General features: G+C 37.5%; 1 pseudogene. It reads left to right on the top strand.

The window, feature by feature from the left end:
- Positions 1-315: pseudogene (locus ACFINZ_RS11380) on the top strand (Bcr/CflA family drug resistance efflux transporter); the annotation flags it as partial.

Here is a 315-nt window from a genome sequence, read left to right as displayed (position 1 = left end):
ATTGTTTGGGAACTGGCAAGTTATTTTTATATTCATGGCAATTATTGGTTTTGGACTGATGATTTGGATTCAACTGCGCTTGCCTGAGACTCTTTATACACAACGTTCTCTTTCCTTTTCTTCGATCAAACACAATTTATGGATTGTTATAATTAATCGCACAACACTTTGCTATACACTAGCAGCCTCTATTATTTTAGCTTGTATTTTCACCGCCGTTAATACGGCGCAACAAACATATGAAGGGATTTATAATCTAGGCCTCTGGTTTCCCATTGTATTTGCCATCGGTGCAGCTTTTCAAGCTCTATCATC

The organism is Bartonella sp. AA81SXKL, assembly GCF_042196945.1.
In the GTDB taxonomy this organism is placed as follows: domain Bacteria; phylum Pseudomonadota; class Alphaproteobacteria; order Rhizobiales; family Rhizobiaceae; genus Bartonella.
The sequence above is the reverse complement of the archived record's forward strand: the minus strand, read 5'-3'. Positions and strand labels throughout refer to the sequence as shown.